The sequence below is a fragment of the Aliirhizobium smilacinae genome, assembly GCF_006335145.1.
GTDB classification, from domain to species: Bacteria; Pseudomonadota; Alphaproteobacteria; order Rhizobiales; family Rhizobiaceae; genus Neorhizobium; species Neorhizobium smilacinae.
Genome location: NZ_VDMN01000002.1, coordinates 235050 through 252913, shown reverse-complemented (window position 1 = coordinate 252913; position 17864 = coordinate 235050). Strand labels below are relative to the sequence as shown.

The window sequence follows — 17864 nt, the reverse complement described above, 5'->3', positions numbered from 1 at the left end:
TTGCTTGTGTGGCACGTCAGAACCGGGCTCCAGTTCCGCAGCCATCAAGGAGAGACAATGAATCCCGCAACCCGTGAAAAACTGATGGGCGTTTCCGTCGCGACGCTCTGCTCGGCGCTCTACAAACGTGGCCTGAAAAACCAGACGATCCAGGATGTGCGTCCTGTTTGGCCCAAGGGCCGAAACATGGTCGGCCCCGCGTTCACCCTGCGTTACATGCCGGCGCGCGAGGACCGCAATCCGATGACGGTGTTCCGCGATCCCAAACATCCGCAGCGCCATGCGATCGAGACCTGCCCGGAAGGCCATGTGCTTGTAATGGACAGCCGCAAGGATGCGCGTGCGGCATCCGCTGGCGATATCCTGATCACGCGGCTGATGGTGCGCGGTGGGGCAGGGGTGGTCACCGATGGTGGTTTTCGCGATGCGATGACGATTGGGGAGCTGGATATTCCCGCCTATCACAACCGGCCTTCCAGCCCGACGAACTTGACGCTGCACGAGGCGATCGACATCAATGTTCCGATCGGTTGCGGCGATGTCGCGGTGTTTCCGGGCGATATCATGGTTGGTGACGACGACAGCGTCATCGTTATCCCGGCAGAGATTGCTGATGAAATTGCCGACGAGGCCGTCGAGATGACCGCTTACGAGGATTTTGTCCTCGAGCGGGTGAAAGCCGGCCACACGATCATCGGGCTCTATCCGGCGACCGACGAGGATAATCTCACGCTGTTTGCCGAGTGGCGCAAGGCCAAAGGAAGGTGACTACGTCTACCTTGCCCCTTTTCTTCGCCGATCCAGCCGGGCATGGAGATCATTCGCCCTCGATAAGCGTGCGAAGGAAGAGGCCGGGAAACAGAAAATGCAATGTGATTGAAGCAGTCTCCTGCGGGATCCTGGCGGTCATGTCAAAAAATGGAAGGCCGAGCGGAGACGTGCTCGGCCTTCCATTCGCCGCGCTTCAGGGCGGGGTGATTTTCCCCGATGCGCTGCTTCGCCGCTCCCCTGGAGGTCGAGATCGGCATGTAGTTGGTCATCAGGACGCAAGATGGATGAGCCCTTCAAAGCTTTTTGCGAGCATGGATATGCCCAGAAGCACGAGCAATATACCCGCGCCTCGATTGGCAAGCGTAAGGGTCTCGATGTTCAGTCGCTGCCTCAGCAGTGATACACCGACCGCAAGCACCAGCCACCATGTCAGCGAGCCGGCGAAAACTCCAAGCGGCAGAAGTCCACCAGGAGCCGCGATCTGGCTCGCGAATGCCGTGAGACTAGCGGCGCAAAGTGCTGGCGTCACCGGATTGAGAAAACCAAGGCAGATGGCGCCGCAATAGGCGCGCCGAAAGCTCAGTGCGCTGCCGCCTTGAACGAATACGACGTCGCGGCGCCACAGGCGGGCCGCGAAATATAGGAGGAGTAAACCTGCGGCGAAGGTTAGCAGGTTTGCAGTTTCCGGCTGGCTCATGAGTGTCATACCGCCGACGAGCGCAATGGTGCTGTAGCTGAGATGTACCGTCGCGACGCCGAGCCCGGCCGCCATCCCGGCCCGCATCCCGTCGGCAAGGGTGCGTTCGACGCACATCATGCTTGTGGGACCAAAAGGTATTGCAATCGAAAGCCCGGCGCCTGCGCCCGCCAGTAGGCATGCCATCTCGCTCATAGATTTCCTCACCCTTGTCCGGTGGAGTAAACCGTGAGCAGCGCGGATTTATTCGCGACGATTAGAAAATTTTCTAACCGGCGCCGGCAAGTCGCTTCCGATATAGGTCGGCGAAGGATGACAATTCGCCGGAGTTGAGATCAGAAATCGCCCAGTAGGTCAGGTTGCCGTTAGTCCAACTGGTCACGTTTGTACCGTCGATGACGTCATTTGCCCGCGTAGCCATGTTCTTAGAAGCCGTGACGGTGACGCTGATCGTGTGCTGGCGGCGTTTGTAAACCATGACGGGGACAGGTTGGCGATCGATTACATCGACCCGGCCGCCGACAAGAGGGAAGCCTTGGGCCGCAAGATCCGGCGTCGTTGGTGCAATGGTCGTTCTACCATTGAACCACGGCTTCACAGTATGGCTTTCGGAGGAGGCTATATCGAATGGTTGTGGGGCGATCAGCCCTCTTAGATGCGCAGCGAGGATCTCGTTCTCGATTGTCGCTTCCAGAGTTTCATTCTGCGCCAGATGAGCAAGGTAACTACCACCGAGTCCGCCGCCGACAAGGCCAATCATTAGAGCCGCCGCTAACGACGACCAAGGTGCGCGAGTTGAGAACATAGCGTGCTGCGAAACCTTTTCTGCCGCGCGCTCATCTGCATTCGTGTCGTGTATCAGATCCGGCGAAAGCGAAGCGAATATTGCGCCACGCAAGCGTTCAGGAGCGGGCTCGCCGGGGAGAACATCCACCAGCCCGGAGGACAAATCAGCAAGACGGCGTGCGAAAGCTGCGAGTTCCGGCTCTTCTTCGATCCGCCGTTGCATGGAGAGCGCTTCACCGGGCGAAAGCTCACCATCGTGATAGGCATTTAAAAGCAATAGCGTCTCGCTGTCGATCGTCATTGTTATGCCTCCCTCAAACGCGACAGTAGCGTCTGTCTCGCTTTGGCGAGGCGTGACATTACAGTTCCAACAGGTATGTTGCTGATTGCAGCGATCTCTCGATAACTCAGTCCGTGAAATTCGCGCAAGACCAGGGTCTCTTTCAGGTGCAGTGGCAAGGTTTCCACTGCATCCTGCAGTTCGGTTGAACGCTGTTTTGCAAGAAGCAGGTCTTCCGGCGTTGGCACGGCATTCGCCATCAAACCGCCGGTCTCGATTTCCTGCTGAGCTTCGGGCGAAAGATCTTCAAGCGAGACGAGCTTCACAGGCCTGTGACGCTGCAGCCAGGAATAGGCGACGTTACGAACGATCGTCAGAAACCAGGCTCGCGCATTGCCTTCGGCAAAGCTTTCTATCGCGCGAAAAGCCTTGATGCAGGCTTCTTGCATCACGTCTTCCGCATCGGTGGCGCTTCCGGTCAGCCATCGAGCCAGCCGATAGCCTTCGTCGATCCTGGGCAAAACGATCTGCGCGAAGCGCGCCTTGGCCAACGTCGTCATCGGCTCGCATAATCGGTGAACGGAAGCATTGCGTCAGCCTCGTGGTCCAAACGGCTTCTGGCTTACAACAAAAGACACCGAAGTTTCCTCGAAAGTCAACGTCGGCGGCGAAAAGGAGCCTGCCTCCGGTCTTCACGGGCCGAGCGGAAAGAGCCTTTTGTTGATTACGTCGAGAGCCCGACCGTAAATGCGAAGAGTTTGCTACCAGATCATCCAAAGGACGCAATACGCCACAACTGTAACGCATATGACAGGAGACAGAATCGCCAAGTTTTTGCCCCGATGCGACGGCGTGGGTTGTGGCTGTGGCTCTGAGGAACGGCGGCTGGCGAGGTAAGGCATGAATTCTCCTGTTTTCAGGAGAACTGAAAGATACTCAGCTTGCTCCGTTGATTTGTAAGCCTTGAAAAGGTCAGGAATACCCGACAGGATAGAGCCTTACCGTGAAAAGAAGTTCGATTTCGTCACGTCGATCAGCTCATCTCCACGTCCGCTCATCACCGCTTTGGCAGCCCAAAGGCTCATGCCCATCACCTGCGCAGCCTTTATCTTTGGAGGAATCGACAGCTCTTGCGGGTTGGTGACGACATCGAGCAGCGCCGGTCCCGGATGGCGCAGAACGGCTTCGATGCCGCGTTCAAGATCTGCCGGGTCCTCGACGCGCACGGCGTGAATGCCAGCCGCGCGCGCAACGGCCGCGAAGTCGGGATTTTCGAGGTCTGTTCCCGTTTCAAGATAGCCCGCTGCCTTCATTTCCATAGCGACAAAGCCGAGAGATGAATTGTTGAAGACGATGACCTTCACCGGAAGATTTTCCTGTTTCAAGGTCAGGAAGTCTCCCATCAACATGGTGAAGCCACCGTCTCCGGACATGCTGATGACCTGTCGATCCTTATCGGATGCCTGCGCTCCGATTGCTTGCGGTAGGGCGTTTGCCATTGAGCCATGAACCAGTGATCCGATCAGACGCCTTTTTCCGTTCATCTTGAGATAACGGGCGGCCCAGACCGTTGGCGTGCCGACGTCGAAGGTGAAGACTGCGTCTTCCGATGCCTGCTCGCTGAGAAGGCGCGCAACATGTTGGGGATGGATCGTTCCGCCCGGCTTTCCTGTCGCCAGATCATCCAGTCCATCTCGCGCTTTCTGGTAAGCGGCGAGGCAGCGCTCGAGGTGCTTGAGGTCGGTTCGTTCTTGCAGCCGGGGCAAAATTGCTCCGAGCGTGGATTTGACATCGCCGACGATCGCCAAATCGAGCGGTGTTCTTCGTCCGAGGTGTTCGGGTCTTATGTCGACCTGTACGACTTTCGCGTCCGTCGGATAAAACTGGCGGTATGGGAAATCGGTGCCGAGCATGATCAGGGTGTCGCATTCGAGCATCGCCTTGTAGCCGGAGGAAAACCCGATCAGGCCCGTCATGCCGACGTCATAGGGGTTTTCCCATTCGACATGCTCCTTGCCGCCGAGGGCGTGAACGATGGGTGCCTTAATGTGCGATGCGAAAGCAACGACCTCATCATGTGCGCCCTCGCAACCGCGACCACATAGAAGCGTGATTTTGGAACTGTCGCCCAGCAGCGCTACCAAGCTGTCGACCTGATCGTCGGCTGGAACAACACTCGGCCTGGAAAGACGGAGGGCCGCGGGGGACGAAATCTTGGCCGAGAAATCAGCAAGCGCGACGTCGCCGGGGATGACGATGACTGCAACACCACGCTTGCCAATGGCCGCTCGAATAGCAGCCTCGAGAACGCCGGGCAATTGCTCCGGCTTGCTGACGAGTTCACAATAATGGCTGCATTCCCGGAATAACTGATCCGGATGGGTTTCCTGAAAATAGCCTCGCCCGATTTCCTCTGATGGTATCTGCGCTGCGATCGCCAGAACCGGCACGCCCGATCGGTGGCAGTCAAACAACCCGTTTATAAGATGCAGGTTGCCGGGACCGCAGCTACCCGCGCAGACGGCAAGCTCACCGGTGATATGCGCCTCCGCACCCGCTGCAAAGGCCGCGGTTTCCTCGTGGCGCGTGTGCACCCACTCGATATCCCCGCGTTTGCGCAAAGATTCGGTCAATCCGTTCAGGCTGTCGCCAACGACGCCATAGATCCGCTTCACACCTGCAGAGTGCAGGATCTCGGTCATTACGTCGGCAACCTTGGACTTCATCGGGATACTCCTTTGAAAAGAAAGCAGGCATGCGTTTGATCAGGGTCTTCAGAACACTTAGTTCCCGAGTACCGCTTTCCAACCCTCAAGCCGACGCATGCCCTGCCGATTAGGATGAATCCAGAGGTTTTGTCCCTAAGGTTTGATGACTGTCTGTGGGTTGATCGAAAATACCGCACGACATCTTGAAGCCGTTGCATACTGCCGTTCACACTCCACCGCGATCGAGGCGCTGATAGCCGAAACAAACTGCGGCATCTTGGCGGCTTGCGTCCTATCAAAAGCACAGAGAATTCAAGTTAACCTCGCCGCGGTGTCACCGGGTCGCAAAATGGCAGCGTGCTGGCTCGGCGGATTGCCTGCGCGAGACGATCGTTGGTCTCGGCCAATGTCGGCACCTGACCATATTTTACCGCCGCCCGGCTGATCGTCTCATCGATGATCCGCATTGCCGCGGCAACGGTCGCGGCGCACAGTCTGACTTCGAAATCCGCCGGAGACAGATCCAGTCGTGACGCAATAACGTCAGCCAGCAGTATCTCCGTCATCCGCGTCGCCATGAAGAACGGTTCCAAGAGTGCCGGCTCTTCTTCCAGCCGGGCGATCAGGTGAACGACGAGAGCACCGTCTTCAAGTTCCTGCTTCTGCATCTTGCTGAAATCATAATTGATCTCAAGAAAACGCTCCACGGAGATATCGAGCGGCCAGTTCCGGAGTTTGGCCGCGAAGCGCTGCGAGGTGAGCGCGAACAACGGCTCGATACAGCTCTCCTTGCTGCGAAAATAGCGCCATAGCGTCCGCTTGGATATGCCCGCGGCCTCAGCGATCTCGTCGCCGCTGGTGTCTGCAACACCCTTTTCCAGAAACAGGCGTGCGGCACTTCTTGCCACGTCAATATGGGCTCCTTCCCGTATCGTCCTGCTCATCGCGATCTCCGGATTGCATCTTTCATCATGCAGTATATGGCATCAAATGCCAATTCATTAACGCGAACTTCGAATTTCAAGCATGGTTTTGGGTGCTGCACGACCATAATAATGACACTAAGTGCCATTATGTAAATTGGCGCAATGAGGCATTGGGACTCGTCACCACGATTCCGCGGGAGACATCGATGAAAGCATTCACGCCGTCGTCGTGTCGCCTTCTGTCTGCGGAGCCGTGTGTTCACCCAACCATTGGAGGATGGAATGTCGGAAATCACTTATCCAACGACGGACCGCATCGACGTGGCGGAAGAGCACTTTGGCGAGACTGTAGTGGACACGTATCGCTGGCTTGAAAATGACGCGCCCAATGATCATGCCGTAACCGCTTGGATCAAGGCTCAAAACCAGGTGACGCGAGGCCATCTCGATACGCTTGCCGGTCGCGATATCTTCGAGGGTAGGATGAAGGCGCTGTTCGAATATGAGCGTTTCACCGTCCCGCGAAAGCGTGGCGATCGTTATTTCCTCACCCTTCACAAGGGGATCGAGAACCAGCCTTCTCTGTATGTTCGCCATGGCGCTTTCGGCGAAGCCCGTGTTCTGATTGATCCAAATGCCTGGTCGGACGATAATGCGGACGCGATAGGAGAGTGGAGTGTTTCAGACGACGGTCGCTACGTGGCCTTCAGCGTACAGAAAGGCGGGACTGACTGGCGAACCATCCGTGTGCTCGACATCGAAAGCGGTAGGGAGTTTGAGGATTTCGTCGAATGGGCCCGGTTCACGCGCATAACCTGGGCTCCCGATGGGGCCGGCTTCTTCTATTCGCGCATGCCCGCGCCTATTCGCGGAAACACCGCAGGCGCGGCCATTGCCGATCATGCCGTTTACTTCCACAGGATTGGTACCCGCCAGGCTGAGGATCGTCTGATCTATGCCACTCCGGATAGGCCCGGCCTGCTGCATGTCGCCGATCGGGCTGAATATGGATATTATCTCGCCATTTCATCGACGCCGGGTACGAATGAGAACGCGCTCACCGTTGTCGATCTCGCGTCGAGGGATTGGACGCCACGCACAGTCGTGCCGGATATGAAGGCTGAATGGTCCGTTATCGGGCATGACGGCAGCAAGCTCATCCTGGTCACCACCGATGGCGCAGAACGCCGGCGCGTTGTCTCGCTCGACCTGGCCGAGCCCGATCCGCGGCCCAAGGAAATTGTGGCTGAAGATGCTGGTAACGCGGTTCTCAACGATGCCGCCCTGCTCGGCGACAAGCTTCTCATCGGATATCTTGTCGATGCCAAGACAGAAATTCGTCGCTTCAACGTAAGCGGCGCACCCGATGGTGCGGTCGCCCTGCCGGGCATCGGGACCGCCGGTGGGTTTCAGGGGCACCCGGGAGACAGTGAGGCGTTCTTCGGATTTACCGGTTTCGACGCGCCGATGGCGATCTATCGCTATGACACAGCGTCCAATGCTGTAACGCCTTGGGCGGAACCGAAGGCTCCGATCGATCCGGACGGGCTTGCGGTCGAACAGCGCTTCTATCGTTCCAAAGACGGGACGGAGGTCCCGCTTTTTCTGATCCGCCGGAAGGACGTCACGAGAGCGGCGCCGACCTTGCTGTATGGATATGGCGGCTTCGGTATCCCGCAGGTTCCTTATTATAATCCGATCCAACTTGCCTGGGTGGAGCAGGGCGGGGTGCTGGCGATCGCCAACATTCGCGGGGGCGGCGAATATGGCAGGGCGTGGCACCGGGCCGGGCAGCTTGAGGAGAAGCAGAATACGTTCGACGATTTCATCGCTGCCGGCGAGTTCCTGAAGCGGACAGGCATTACTTCACAAAAGGGCCTCGCCATCCAGGGAGAGTCCAATGGCGGATTACTGGTCGCAGCCGTCACCAACCAGAGGCCCGATCTCTTTGACGTCGCGTTGCCGGGCGTGGGGGTCTTGGACATGTTGCGGTACGAGAAGTTCACGGCTGGCGCATTCTGGGCAAGCGAGTTCGGCAGCCCATCTGAGGATCGGCATTTCCGCAATCTGATGACCTATTCGCCCTATCATACGGTCAGGGATGGTGACGACTATCCGGCAATTCTTGCGACGACGTCCGACGCTGATGATCGTGTCGTTCCCGCCCACACGTTCAAATATGTCGCTGCTCTTCAGGCGGCCGACCTCGGCTCGAAACCACGGCTGGTCCGGATCGAGACGCGCGCCGGACACGGCGCCGGCATGCCGCTCGACAAGATGATCGCGCAGCACGCCGACATGTGGGCTTTCGCCGCGCACTGGACCGGCTTGAGCATCGCCCCAGCAAAATGAAATTGATCAATAGGAGCAACGACGTAATGAAGACTAACCGTATGACCCAGACAAACAAGGCTGCGTTCTCGGTTGGGGGCGCTGTTCTTGTTGCCCTGACTTTCGCCGGGTGCACCACCGACGGGAAGGAGCGCTATGAAGAAAGACACAGATGCTTCGATTCCGGCTCTCCAAATCACGACAGTTGCATGTATATGCAACAGGTAAGTCGCGACCGCGAGCAACTCATGAACATGGAGCGCGCGCGCATCAACTCCGAGCAGGCCCGCAATAATCTTGAAATGCTACGAGAAATCAGGCGCAGACGCGGAGAATGATGATGATCTATCGGCTTTGCCCTTCCTTTGCGATTGCAATCACCCTTCTCGCTCTTCTGGTCGTCGCCAGTCCCCTCTGGGCGCAGGCTCAAACGTTTGCGCCGGTAGAGCTTTCTCGGGCTGACGTAAGTATCGCCGTCCGGCAGGACATCGCCAACGAAGTCCGCATTGCCGGTTCGCTCACGCCGATCCGACGCGCGACATTGACGGCGCGTGTCTCCGCCACCGTCGTGGATCTGCCGGTGCAGATCGGCGACGTCGTAAAGGCCGGAGACCTGCTGGTACGGTTCGACACCGAAGCGCTGGCATCGGCGGTGACGGCGCGCAAGGCAGAGATCGACGCTCTCGGTGCCCAGATCGAGCTGGCGGAAGCGGTGCTTGAACGGAATACATCGCTTGGCGAACGAGGTGCCGCGTCTGAAGCCACGAGGCTCGAAGCGCGGTCGAACGTGCTCAATCTGCGCGCGCAGCTACGCTCAAAACAGGCCGACGTCGCCGACGCCGAGCGATCGCTTGCCTATGCAGAATTGCGGGCCGGCTTCGATGGCGTCGTTTCATCCCGTCCGGTCGAACAGGGACAGACCGTGCCGCTGAACACCGAATTGATGACCATCGTGGATCTGAGCCGGATGGAAGTCGATGCGGGTGTTCCGACAAGCCGCATCCCTCTCGTTCGGATCGAGCAGCCCGTCGAATTGAGCGTAGAAGGGTTTCCGGGCCGCACCTTCGTCGGCAAGGTCACACGCATTTCGCCAACGGCGGTCGCCGGTTCGCGGGCGGTACGGGTCTTCATCGCCATCGCCAATGACGAGCGACTGCTCAGGGGCGGCATGTTTACCACTGGAATTCTCAAGGTGGATGATCAGAAAGGTGTTATCGCCTTGCCGGCTGCTTCCATCCGTCACGACGCGGAAGGAGCCTTTGTCCTTAAAGTCGAGAATGGCAGCTTGCGAAGGCAGGTCGTCGATCTTGGCATGAGCTGGACGGACCGCAATCTTGTGCAGGTCTCGGGTTTAATCGAAGGTGATGTGATCGTCACGGCGCCTTTGCCGACCCTCTCCACCGGTACGCCGGTTACGGTCGAGGGGAACTGATCCATGCTCCTGACCCGTATCAGCGTCGCCCATCCGGTTTTTGCCACGATGATGATGGTGACAATCCTTGTCCTTGGCCTGTTTTCCTACAATCGCCTCGGCGTCGACCTGTTTCCCGAGACGGATTTTCCGATAGTTGTGGTGTCAGCCACCTATTCCGGCGCATCGCCGGCATCGGTGGAAAGCGAAATTTCCCGGCCGATCGAACAGGCACTGAACACGATCGGCGGTATCGACACCATTACTTCGGAATCCTACGAAGGCCGGTCAATCGTCGTTGTGCAGTTCGATCTGGATGTGGATTCGCAGGTCGCGGCGCAGGAAGTGCGCGACCGTGTGGCGCGCTTGCAGGCGGGTTTTCCTGACGGTGTCGACGCGCCGCAGGTTACGCGTTTCAATCCCGACGACCAACCTATCTTGTCGGTCGCCGTCTCGTCGCCGACCCGGACGCTGTCGGAGATCACCACGCTTGCCGATCGCGTCATCACCAACCGGCTCACCGTCATCGCCGGTGTAGGGCAAACGACGCTGGTCGGCGACAGCAAGCGGCAGGTCCTTGTCGTCGTCGATCCGGATCGACTTGAAGCTTATGGGGTGAGTGTCGTTACCGTCATGGACGCGATACGGCGCGAGAACCAGGATCGCGCCGCCGGAACGCTGATTTCCGGCATCAACCAGCGGATCGTCACCGTCGAAGGGCGCATCGGCGACGCTTCGGGCTTCAACAGCATCATCGTCACCCAAAGCGGCGGCTATCCCGTCTATCTTTCGGACGTGGCGACGGTGCTCGATACTGGTGCCGAGGTGACCAGCCGGGCGACCTATCAGGGCGTCACGTCCCTCGGTCTCGATATCGTCAAGGTGCAGGGTGCCAACACGGTGCAGGTGGCATCGGCGCTGCGCGCGGAAATTGCGGCGCTGAATGAGGAACTTGCCAAAGAGAACGTCAAGTTGACCATTACCCGAGACAATTCGCGGGCGATTGCAGCACAGGTGTCGGAAGTCCAGCGCACGCTAATCGAGGGCGGCGTGCTGACCGTGGTGATTGTGTTTCTGTTCCTCAACTCGTGGCGTTCCACGGTCATCACGGGCCTGACGTTGCCGATTTCGGTCATCGGTACGTTTGCGGTCGTGCATGCACTCGGCTTCACGCTGAACACCATGACGCTGATGGCGCTGTCGTTGTCGATCGGCATCCTCATCGACGACGCGATCGTGGTTCGGGAAAACATCACTCGCCATCTGCAGATGGGTAAGAATCACGTCCGGGCGGCGCTGGACGGCACCAACGAAATTGGACTTGCGGTCCTCGCGACGACGCTCTGCATCGTCGCGGTCTTCCTTCCGGTTGCGTTCATGGGCGGGTTGATTGGCCGTTTCTTCCTGCAGTTCGGCGTCACCGTCGCCGTCGCCGTGATGATCTCGCTGTTCGTGTCGTTTACGCTCGATCCTATGCTGTCAAGCGTCTGGCACGATCCACAACCCCAAAAGGGTGCGAAACGCGGCTTCATTGGCCGGGCGGTCGAACGCTTCGACCACTGGTTCGAGGGATTGGCAGCACGTTACCGGTCGCTCATCTATTGGACCTTCGCTCACCGCAAGACCACGATTGCCATCGTCGCTGTGATGTTTGTCGGCAGCTTGGCTCTTGTGCCGCGCATTGGAGCCGAATTCCTGCCGCCGGCCGACCAGGGAGAGATAAGCGTAACGCTGAAAGCCAACGAGGGCTCTTCGCTCGATTACATGGCGGCCAAAGTTGGACAGGTCGAAAAGGCGCTGCGCGAGTTCGACTATGTCTCGACCACCTATTCGACGATCAATTCCGGTGGCGCGCGCGGCTTCAATCAGGCGATGGTGGCGGTGCAGCTTGTGCCGAACAATGAGCGTCAGTTGACAACGGCGGCGAGCATCGAGCCGATCCGCCAGCGGCTTGCGAGGATCGCCGGGCTGGAGATTTCCATCGGCCAGTCTTCCGGCGTCGGGGGCTCGCAAAAGCCGCTCCAGCTTTCCGTGCTCGGTGACGGCGATCAGGAGTTGCGGCGGATTTCCGACCAGATCACCTCTGCGCTGAAGGCAATTCGCGGTGCGACGGAAGTGGAATCGTCGATCGAAAACGTGCGGCCGACGCTTGCGGTCCGGATCCGTCGCGAGGCAGCCAGCGATCTCGGCGTCTCGATCGCGACGATCGGCGATACGTTGCGGCCGCTGGTGGCCGGCGATGCGATTTCGGTCTGGAACGCTCCTGATGGAGAATCCTACGATGTTATGGTGCGCCTGCCGGCAACGGGCCGGCGTGATGCTGCCCAGCTTCGCAACCTCACGATCTCGACCGGTCGTACCGACGACAATAACAAGCCGATCACCGTTCTGCTTGATCAGGTGGCGGACGTCGTCGAAAGCACCGCACCGGATGCCATCACCCGCAAGGACCTGTCCCGCGAAGTCCGAATTTCCAGCAATATCGAGGGCCGGGCGCTCGGTGATGTAACCGCCGACCTCAACGCCGCGATTGCCCAAATGGACATACCGATCGGTTACCGCATCTCCTTCGGTGGCGACGCGAAAAGCCTGGTAGAAAGTACGGGTTATGCTCTCCAAGCTCTGGTTCTGGCGGTGATCTTTATCTACATCATCCTGGCATCGCAGTTCGGCTCTTTCATCCAGCCGATCGCCATCATGATGACCTTGCCGCTATCGCTGATTGGGGTTCTGCTTGGCCTGCTTTTGACGGGATCGACGCTCAACATGTTTTCGATGATCGGCTTCATCATGCTGATGGGGCTGGTGACGAAGAATGCGATCCTGCTCGTCGATTATTCCAATCTGGGCGTGCGGGAAGGCAAAAACCTGCGCCAGAGCCTTGCTGATGCCGGGGCAGTGCGTCTCAGGCCGATCGTGATGACCACGCTCGCGATGATCTTCGGCATGCTGCCCATGGCACTCGGACTGGGTGAAGGCGGCGAACAGCGCGCACCCATGGCCCATGCCGTCATCGGCGGGCTGATCTCCTCAACCCTACTGACGCTGGTCTTCGTGCCGGTCGTGCTGACCTATCTCGACGGCATGGCACGGCGTGTGAAGCAGCGGTTCGGGCGAAAACCTGTGACCTCGCCATCGATTTGAAAAGGTTTTACTGCGTAATCTCCCAATATGCTTGCCAGAAAGACGAAGGAACAGTCGATGAAAGGCCACCATCTACGATGAACCCGGTGCGCCGGATGTCTTCGGGTATGGCGATCTGACGGACCCGGAGAGTGGTTCCCGTGATGTCCCTACTGCTGTCGAAGCCATTTTCATCGAGGGCCGTGATCTCATCAACAGTCCTGCGTTTGTATGCGTCGCGAGCCAGGGGATAGGGTCTCATTCGAGGTCACGTCGGCGTTGAGAGGGATCATCTCGACATCATTCGGGCGCTGGAAAATCGGGATTCGGATGCGGCGACCGTGCTGAACACGGTACATAATTTAAAAGCCAAATTCGCACTGCTCGACCGGGTATTGCCTGACGGCGCCTAAGCTAGGGGCAAAGGAAGGAAAGCAAGTTCGATGGCAGCCAAGATGGTCGTTTCAGATCAAGTCCCAAAGCCGAACCGACGAGACCATCATAGATAAACGGGACGCCTCACCCAAGCCGTCCCGAAGAGTTTGTCAGCCAAGCGGCCGATTGGCAACCAGAAGAAGATCTTCCTCTTCGTCACGTTGTCGGCCACCAAGTGCAGCCGCAGCAGATGCGATGAACGCGCCTACGAGCAAGGATATTGCTCCAACCAGCGCGGTTGTCGCAGCGGTCTTCCTGGCGGTATCGGCAACCTTTTGCGCGGCAACTTTTGCCTCTTCGACCTGACCGAGAACGTTGTCCACTCTTGCGCGGGCATCGGCCTCATTCAAGCCAGTGCGAGCGGAGACAATGCTTGCGATATAGGTGCGATCGGAATCCGGGACTTCTCCCTTGGCTGCTCCCTGAATAAGGATACGCGAAACTTCGGCCGTGGCTGCACCATCGTTGCCTCTGGCTTCGCCTGTGACCCGTTCCGGTCTCAACAAGGCGTCCGTGAAATAGGACGTCGACAGATCCGTGCCACCTGATGACGACGCTGCAGAAACGGTTCCGGCCGCTGTTGCTGCAGATCCGACGGCGCTCGCGCCCGCACCCGCAAGTGATGTCAGCGACGACGCCAGTACGCCAACAACTAATACTGTCGCCAAAGCCCAGCTCAGGAAACCGTGCGCGGTGTCGCGGAAGAACACTTCATCGCTGTGGACCGCGGCCCATTTCGTCCGAAGCCTGCCGGTCAGATATCCACCGAGTGCCGACGAGAGCCACTGCACGGCGACCAGCCAGATCGCAGCGGTAACCCCGATAGCGGTCGCTGAACTGCTTTCTCCTGACCATGGCGAGACCATCGTCAGCCCGAGCCCTGAACCGAGAAGCAAAAGGATCAAGGTGACGCCAGTTGCGGCGATCGCGCCTCCGATGATCGGCCCCCAGGATAAGGCCGTCTGTGAAGATTCAATAGGCGTTACGCCTGTTGTGCTGGAAAGGGACATCGCCATTCCTATCGTACGAAAATCGCGAGAAGGATGATGATCGGCAGCGGTACGCCCAGCAGCCAGAGTAGAATGCCACGACCCATTGGAGTGCCTCCTTGTTGAACTGTTATGGTTAGGATCGAGCAACGCTGCCCTGACCTAATAGTTCCAGAAGGATCGTTTGGCCCGTGGTTTAGATGTTTGATTTCAGGATTGTAAAAGGTTGCATGTCATCGATTCGAAAGCGTCGCACATCTGTAAGATGACCGGTCTCGGCTGCTGCCGCGATAATCGCGGGTGACATCATATGCTTTCAGCTTCCCGGTCCCTGCCGATCCTTGAAGTTGCTATTTGTCCTCAATGCGCCAGTGCCTTCGTGTTTTACAATCCTAAGCGCCCTGTGATAGCATCGCTTTTGTTCGATTTCGGCCGGCGAGCTTGGCATCGTAAAGCAATCTGTCTGCCTGTCTGTAAAGCTCTGCAAAACCCGCGCCCACATTCGCCGGCGCATTCGTCATGCCCATGCTGGCGGTTACCTGTTGCCCAAGGCCTGGCAATGCGTCCGCGACAGCGGCAGTGATCGCCTGGCGTCGACGTTCGGCACGCAACTGGGCATCCTCGCCGCGAACAAGCAGTACGAATTCTTCGCCACCCAAGCGGAACGCATGAATCTGGGAGTCGGCCTGAATAGTTTCGGCAACTGCTTTCAGTACTTCGTCACCAACTCCGTGGCCGTAAACGTCATTGATTGCCTTGAAGTGATCGAGGTCCAGTACCGCAAGCGCGCGATAACCTTCAGCGCAATATGTTTCAAAATTCCGCTCAAGTGCTCGCCGGTTGAGCAGCCCCGTCAGTGCATCGGATTCCGACAGGCGTTCGAACATATCCGCCTCGAAGCGTGCGCTGTCCCTCTGGCGCTTCATCGTCATGAAGCGGTCCGCCACGCCGAGAGTGGTGAACAGGACTTCGCATACGCAACCCACATAGAAGAGCAGCATTGCATCATTGCTCTCCAGCCACGGAATCACGCCCGTGATCAAGCGCACTGATCCGGCCACTATGACCGGTATATATCCGACTGCCTGGAATTTTGCCGCACGACTTCCACGCCGCAATGCGTCGGCGACGGACAGGATGAAAATGCCGAGAACCGGCGCAAAAGCCGCTGTGTACAGCGTCGACTGGATGGGGCGCGCGACGAAAGGAAATATTGCGTGAAACGTACTTAGGAACATTGCCCAGGCGGCGCAATAAAGCAGTGCCCGCCGAAGCAAGGGATGCAGGCGACCCGGTTCGATGAAGCTATAGGTAAACATCGCGCCCGAAGCGACGGTCAGTCCGAAAATAACCGTCGTCATCCAGCTCAATGTCATTGCGGGCGGATCAAAGAGAACGACGGCAAGTCCCGATGAGACCACGATCGTCAGCAGCAACGAGATCGTTAGGGTGGAATGCCAGATCACGAATGACTCGTGCAGTACCCGGTAGAAGGCCGCGTTGAAAATGAGCGGCATGGACAGCATGCCGGCAAGTATGGCCAAGAGCAGGAGTGATCGTAGAAGGTCTGGGCCAAGAGGAAGGTCTGACGGTGACAGATAAGCTCTTTCCAGCGTCATTCGGTGGCTTGGCAAATCGAACGCGACGACGACCTGCCGTGTGTCGCGCGTAATGTTCGGCAGAGAAGCCTTGAAATATCCGCCACGCAGAGAACTTGCCAGTTCACCCGCGGTGAAGGAGGTTTGGCGTATGGCGCCATCCCTGTCTATTGCTAGAAGATGAATGGATTCAAGCGCACTTCGTCTGGAGAAGAGATATCGGGGCAGCGCATCATCGTGGCCGATGTCAAAGCGCAGCAACGCTCGTTCGTCTTCAAGTGAATAGGCCTGGTCTCCGCAAATCCAGCGCGCGGGCGACTGGACAATGGTGACAAGGTTGGCCGACAAGTCGCTGGACGCCGAGCAGGAGCTGCGAATATCCAGAGATTCATCCGCGTGTAGGGGATTGGCAACCAGAGATGCCAGTACCACAAGACCCAATACGGTTATCAAAAACGCTTTTCGGAGACTGTCCCACAACATTGCTCGACGCTACACACCAAACATTGCAATGAAGTTACACAAAATGGGGACATGCGGATCGCAGGTGTGTTCCAATTTAAGCATGCCGCTTTTGATAAGCTTGATTGTGTGTCGCTGGCATTTGAACAGGTTTCCATTCACCAACGCCTTGCATCCTGGCGGTCATTTTAGCCCGATTGTGTGTTGCGTAACCGTTCGACAGAATGCAGTTCTGCCAAAGCAGAATATGGATGAAACCTATAAAATATCAGTAGTTTATGTTACGGCGCCATTTGCAAAGGAGGAGCGTCGCATTAACAGGATTACAAAAAACAAAGCCTTATCCTGTGCGACCACAACCGCGCTGGGGTGGGCGTAGCATCCGCAGGTTTTTTCGTGTCAATCTAGTGCTTCTGGTCTCGCTTAAGTCCATATTGGCGAGGCGGCGGTGACGCTTTTACTAGTTTATTGGATGACAATTCGCTTGGTTGAGACTAGCTGTCGCTTACAGAATCGATGGGAGCCAAGTTTGATCTCTGGGGTCACAAGCGTGCGACGCACGTTACATAGCGAGATTGTCGATGCCATCCGGGAGATGATCGTAGACGGGCATCTGGAGCCGGGCCAAAAGGTCCCGGAAAAGGAGCTATGCGACAGGTTCGATATTTCCCGTACCCCGTTGAGGGAGGCTCTCAAGGCGCTTGCTGCCGAAGGAATGCTTGAGCTTTTGCCGCAGAGAGGTGCCAGGGTCGCCATTCTCGGCGAAGAAGAGCTGGTCGAGCTTTTCCCGATCATTGCTGCCATGGAGGCGCTTGCTGGCGAACTTGCATGCGACAGGATCACCGATGCCCAGGTCGCAGAAATCCGGCAGATGCATGGGCGGATGTTGATCGCCTTTGAGCAATCCGACCGGCTGGAATATGCCACACTCAATCGCGCCATCCACATGGCGATCTTTGATGCGTCGGGCAATGCGGCGCTGCTTGTGCTCTACCGCAACATGGAACTCAAAATCCGTAATATTCGCCATACGATGCGCCAGCTTCCGCAAGACTGGAAACAGGCGCTTGATGATCACGATGAGATGCTGGATGCGCTCAGTGCACGCGACAAGACACGTCTTTCGGCGATCATGAAGCAGCATGTGTTGAACACAGCTGAGGCCGTACGTCATTCCGTAGATGATCTCAAAGGGCAAAAGAGCACCTTAGAAATTGATGCCTAAACAGGCGATCGCCGCCTATGATTAGGGCAATTCTATATTTTCTGCTGATACTTTGATCGAAAAAATAAATTTATAATTCATTATTCCGTTTTTGGTTGACGGGTGAAGTTGCGTGGCCAAGC

General features: G+C 57.6%; 13 protein-coding genes. 6 read left to right on the top strand and 7 right to left on the bottom strand.

Annotated features, from left to right (window positions below):
- Positions 1-57: 57 nt before the first annotated feature.
- The gene (locus tag FHP24_RS12055; protein ID WP_139676448.1) at positions 58-768 is read left to right on the top strand and encodes a ribonuclease activity regulator RraA; all 711 of its coding nucleotides are present in this window, start codon (positions 58-60) and stop codon (positions 766-768) included.
- A gap of 271 nt (positions 769-1039) precedes the next feature.
- On the opposite strand, the gene FHP24_RS12050 is transcribed toward FHP24_RS12055, so the two are convergent.
- The 5 genes from FHP24_RS12050 to FHP24_RS29015 form a co-directional block, all read right to left on the bottom strand.
- The gene (locus tag FHP24_RS12050; RefSeq protein ID WP_139676447.1) at positions 1040-1663 is read right to left on the bottom strand and encodes a LysE family translocator; all 624 of its coding nucleotides are present in this window, start codon (positions 1661-1663) and stop codon (positions 1040-1042) included.
- Positions 1664-1736: 73 nt separating this feature from the next.
- A complete protein-coding gene (locus FHP24_RS12045) occupies positions 1737-2555 on the bottom strand; it encodes an anti-sigma factor family protein (RefSeq protein ID WP_139676446.1) in 819 nt (272 codons plus the stop codon).
- A 2-nt stretch (positions 2556-2557) separates the two neighbouring features.
- Positions 2558-3094 (bottom strand): sigma-70 family RNA polymerase sigma factor, encoded by a 537-nt coding sequence (locus FHP24_RS12040; RefSeq protein ID WP_139676445.1) that lies wholly within the window; start codon positions 3092-3094, stop codon positions 2558-2560.
- 438 nt (positions 3095-3532) lie between these two features.
- Positions 3533-5260 (bottom strand): ubiquinone-dependent pyruvate dehydrogenase, encoded by a 1728-nt coding sequence (poxB, locus tag FHP24_RS12035; RefSeq protein ID WP_139676444.1) that lies wholly within the window; start codon positions 5258-5260, stop codon positions 3533-3535.
- Between the two features lie 299 nt (positions 5261-5559).
- Entirely contained in the window at positions 5560-6186 is a 627-nt protein-coding gene (locus FHP24_RS29015) for a TetR/AcrR family transcriptional regulator (RefSeq protein ID WP_139676443.1), read from the bottom strand.
- Positions 6187-6450: 264 nt separating this feature from the next.
- Between FHP24_RS29015 and FHP24_RS12025 the strand changes: the two genes are divergently transcribed.
- Genes FHP24_RS12025 through FHP24_RS12010 form a run of 4 tightly spaced genes read left to right on the top strand, consistent with a single transcriptional unit; the run spans position 6451 to position 13054 of the window.
- Positions 6451-8520 carry a prolyl oligopeptidase family serine peptidase gene (locus FHP24_RS12025; protein ID WP_139676442.1) on the top strand — a complete coding sequence of 690 codons (2070 nt, stop codon included), beginning with the start codon at positions 6451-6453 and terminating at the stop codon, positions 8518-8520.
- Positions 8521-8546: 26 nt separating this feature from the next.
- Positions 8547-8837 (top strand): hypothetical protein, encoded by a 291-nt coding sequence (locus FHP24_RS12020; RefSeq protein ID WP_139676441.1) that lies wholly within the window; start codon positions 8547-8549, stop codon positions 8835-8837.
- A gap of 2 nt (positions 8838-8839) precedes the next feature.
- Positions 8840-9931: an efflux RND transporter periplasmic adaptor subunit gene (locus tag FHP24_RS12015; RefSeq protein ID WP_246091715.1), complete on the top strand. Its 1092-nt coding sequence runs from the start codon at positions 8840-8842 to the stop codon at positions 9929-9931.
- A 3-nt stretch (positions 9932-9934) separates the two neighbouring features.
- On the top strand, positions 9935-13054 hold the full coding sequence (locus FHP24_RS12010; protein ID WP_139676440.1) for an efflux RND transporter permease subunit: 3120 nt from the start codon (positions 9935-9937) through the stop codon (positions 13052-13054).
- Between the two features lie 524 nt (positions 13055-13578).
- On the opposite strand, the gene FHP24_RS12005 is transcribed toward FHP24_RS12010, so the two are convergent.
- Positions 13579-14478 (bottom strand): hypothetical protein, encoded by a 900-nt coding sequence (locus FHP24_RS12005; protein ID WP_180355978.1) that lies wholly within the window; start codon positions 14476-14478, stop codon positions 13579-13581.
- A gap of 371 nt (positions 14479-14849) precedes the next feature.
- Positions 14850-16538: a sensor domain-containing diguanylate cyclase gene (locus tag FHP24_RS12000; RefSeq protein WP_139676438.1), complete on the bottom strand. Its 1689-nt coding sequence runs from the start codon at positions 16536-16538 to the stop codon at positions 14850-14852.
- Positions 16539-16965: 427 nt separating this feature from the next.
- Here FHP24_RS12000 and FHP24_RS11995 point away from each other — a divergent pair, with 427 nt between their 5' ends.
- Positions 16966-17742 carry a GntR family transcriptional regulator gene (locus FHP24_RS11995; RefSeq protein WP_210237826.1) on the top strand — a complete coding sequence of 259 codons (777 nt, stop codon included), beginning with the start codon at positions 16966-16968 and terminating at the stop codon, positions 17740-17742.
- Positions 17743-17864: the final 122 nt, after the last annotated feature.

What these genes read in the sequence shown, in the direction of transcription:
- FHP24_RS12000 (WP_139676438.1), bottom strand. Translation starts at nt 16,538, where the DNA reads ATGTTGTGGGACAGTCTCCGAAAAGCGTTTTTGATAACCGTATTGGGT.
- poxB (WP_139676444.1), bottom strand. Translation starts at nt 5,260, where the DNA reads ATGAAGTCCAAGGTTGCCGACGTAATGACCGAGATCCTGCACTCTGCA.
- FHP24_RS12005 (WP_180355978.1), bottom strand. Translation starts at nt 14,478, where the DNA reads ATGTCCCTTTCCAGCACAACAGGCGTAACGCCTATTGAATCTTCACAG.
- FHP24_RS12010 (WP_139676440.1), top strand. Translation starts at nt 9,935, where the DNA reads ATGCTCCTGACCCGTATCAGCGTCGCCCATCCGGTTTTTGCCACGATG.
- FHP24_RS12040 (WP_139676445.1), bottom strand. Translation starts at nt 3,094, where the DNA reads ATGACGACGTTGGCCAAGGCGCGCTTCGCGCAGATCGTTTTGCCCAGG.
- FHP24_RS12045 (WP_139676446.1), bottom strand. Translation starts at nt 2,555, where the DNA reads ATGACGATCGACAGCGAGACGCTATTGCTTTTAAATGCCTATCACGAT.
- FHP24_RS12055 (WP_139676448.1), top strand. Translation starts at nt 58, where the DNA reads ATGAATCCCGCAACCCGTGAAAAACTGATGGGCGTTTCCGTCGCGACG.
- FHP24_RS12025 (WP_139676442.1), top strand. Translation starts at nt 6,451, where the DNA reads ATGTCGGAAATCACTTATCCAACGACGGACCGCATCGACGTGGCGGAA.
- FHP24_RS12020 (WP_139676441.1), top strand. Translation starts at nt 8,547, where the DNA reads ATGAAGACTAACCGTATGACCCAGACAAACAAGGCTGCGTTCTCGGTT.
- FHP24_RS12050 (WP_139676447.1), bottom strand. Translation starts at nt 1,663, where the DNA reads ATGAGCGAGATGGCATGCCTACTGGCGGGCGCAGGCGCCGGGCTTTCG.
- FHP24_RS29015 (WP_139676443.1), bottom strand. Translation starts at nt 6,186, where the DNA reads ATGAGCAGGACGATACGGGAAGGAGCCCATATTGACGTGGCAAGAAGT.
- FHP24_RS12015 (WP_246091715.1), top strand. Translation starts at nt 8,840, where the DNA reads ATGATCTATCGGCTTTGCCCTTCCTTTGCGATTGCAATCACCCTTCTC.